This window comes from Janthinobacterium sp. AD80 (assembly GCF_002878455.1).
GTDB lineage: Bacteria > Pseudomonadota > Gammaproteobacteria > Burkholderiales > Burkholderiaceae_D > Janthinobacterium.
Genome location: NZ_NRDQ01000237.1, coordinates 1 through 2,305 on the forward strand (window position 1 = coordinate 1; position 2,305 = coordinate 2,305).

The window sequence follows — 2,305 nt, forward strand, 5'->3', positions numbered from 1 at the left end:
ATCCTGGCGCTGCTGCCGCGCAGCGAAGTGGCGGGCGAGGATGGCGACACCTTTGGCGGCGCCGACGCGTCTTCCAGAGCCAGAACTGGACCCCGCCGCCGCCGAAGATGGTTGCCGTGGCCGCACCCCCGCCACCGCCGCCGATGGCGCCGCCGCTGCCCTTCGTCTATCTGGGCAAGGCGGCCGCCGACGGCGCCTGGGAAGTCTTCCTGTCACGCGCCGACAAGACGTATATCGTGCGCACGAATACCGTCATCGATGGCGCCTACAAGGTCGTGGCCATCGCGCCGCCCATGATGACGATCAACTACCTGCCGTTGAACCAGGTTCAGCAGCTCAACATTGGAGTACTCGAGTGATGTCCCGTTCCCTTTCATCGGCGCCCTTGCTGGCACTGCTGGTGCTGCTGGCCGGCTGCGCCGGGCAGCAAGCCTATCGCGACGGACGCGAGCTGATCGCGCAAGACCAGGTACCGGCCGGCCTGCAAAAACTGCAGGAAGCGTTGCAGCAGGACCCCGGCAATGCGCAATACCGCAGCGCCTACCTGCAGGCGCGCGAGCGGGCCACCGGCAGCCGCTTGCAGCAGGCCGAGCGCCAGGCGCAGGCGGGGCAGGGCGAGCTGGCGCGCGCTTCTTTCCTGAGCGTGCTGGAAATCGATGCGCAGAACGAGCGCGCCAACAGCGGCCTGCGCGCGCTCGAACGCGAGCAGCGCCAGGGCAAGCTGCTGGCCGAAGCGCAGAAGGATATCGAGGCCAAGCGCTACGATCCGGCGCGCCAGCGCCTGAACGCCATCCTCACCGAGCAGCCGAGTCACGCCGGCGCGCGCGCGCTGCTGCGCGAGGTCGATGACAAGACGGCGCCGCCCGTGGTGGAATCGGGCCTGGCCAAATCATACAAGCAGCCGATAACCATCGAATTTCGCGACGCGCCGTTAAAACAGGTGTTCGAGCTGATCGCGCGCCGCTCCGGCCTCAATTTCGTCTTCGACAAGGACGTCAAGGCCGACGCGAAAACCTCGATCTTTTTGAAAAACAGCACGGTGGAATCGGCCGTCTACTTCCTGCTGGTGACGAACCAGCTGGAGCAGCAGGTGATGGATGCGAACACCATCCTGATCTACCCGAACGTGGCGGCGAAGCTGAAGGAGTACCAGGAAGTGCTGGTGAAGACCTTCTTTCTGGCGAACGCCGACGCCAAGCAGGTGGCCAATACGCTCAAGACCATTCTGAAGACGCGCGACGTGGTGGCCGATGAAAAGCTCAACCTGGTCATCGTGCGCGACACGCCCGAGGCGATCCGCCTGGCCGAGCGCCTGATCGCGCTGCAGGACGTGCCGGAAGCGGAAGTGGTGCTGGAGCTGGAAATCCTCGAAGTCAAGCGCAGCCGCCTGCTGGAACTGGGCGTGGCCTGGCCGACCAGCCTGACCCTGTCGCCTTTGAGCACTTCGGGCGGCGCCGGCCTGACCATCAATGACCTGAATAATCTGAACCAGCGCACCATCGGCGTCAGCGACCTGTCGGTGACGGCGAACGCCAAGAAAACCGATGGCGACGCGAACATCCTGGCCAATCCGCGCATCCGCGTGCGCAACCGCGAAAAGGCGAAATTCGTCATCGGCGACAAGGTGCCGGTGATTACCACCACCATTTCGCCGGGCACGGGCGGCTTCGCTTCCGAGTCCATCAGCTACCTGGACGTGGGCCTGACGGTGAACGCCGAGCCGACCATTTATCTGAACAACGAGGTGGGCATCCGCATCTCGCTCGAGGTGAGCAACCTGGGCGCGGCCACCATCACCAAGAGCGGCTCGACCCTGTACCAGATCGGCACGCGCCAGGCCTCGACGATGTTGCAATTGAAGGATGGCGAAAACCAGGTGCTGGCGGGCCTGATCAACAATGAAGAGCGCAGCGCCGGCAACAAGGTGCCGGGCCTGGGGGACATTCCCGTGCTGGGACGCCTGTTCGGCAGCAGCAAGGATGACAGCCAGAAGACGGAAATCGTGCTGTCGATCACGCCGCACCTGGTGCGCACGGTGCAGCGCCCGGAAGCGAAGGAATCGGAATTTTCGGCCGGCACGGAAGGCAGCTTCCGCCGCCGTCCCGACATGGCGGCCAAGGCGGCCACGCAGATGCCGGGCACGGTGATCGTGCGTTCCGGCCCGTCCGCCGTCGGCATGCAGCCGGCGCCGCCACAGCCGATGATGGTGCCGGGCCAGCTGCCGCAGGCGCTGCCGGCGGCCTCGCCGCAGCCGCAGACGGTGCCTGCGCCGGAAGCCGGCGCCGTCGCCCGAGCCGGCCGCGTC

General features: G+C 65.9%; 2 protein-coding genes. Both read left to right on the plus strand.

Annotation, left to right across the window (positions count from 1 at the left end; translation table 11 throughout):
* Window positions 1–116: 116 nt before the first annotated feature.
* Entirely contained in the window at window positions 117–359 is a 243-nt protein-coding gene (locus JaAD80_RS27750) for a hypothetical protein (RefSeq protein ID WP_180979627.1), read from the plus strand.
* Window positions 359–2,305 (plus strand): secretin N-terminal domain-containing protein (locus tag JaAD80_RS27755; protein ID WP_102299356.1); only part of this gene is annotated, 1,947 nt, incomplete at its 3' end. The genes JaAD80_RS27750 and JaAD80_RS27755, both read left to right, overlap by 1 nt.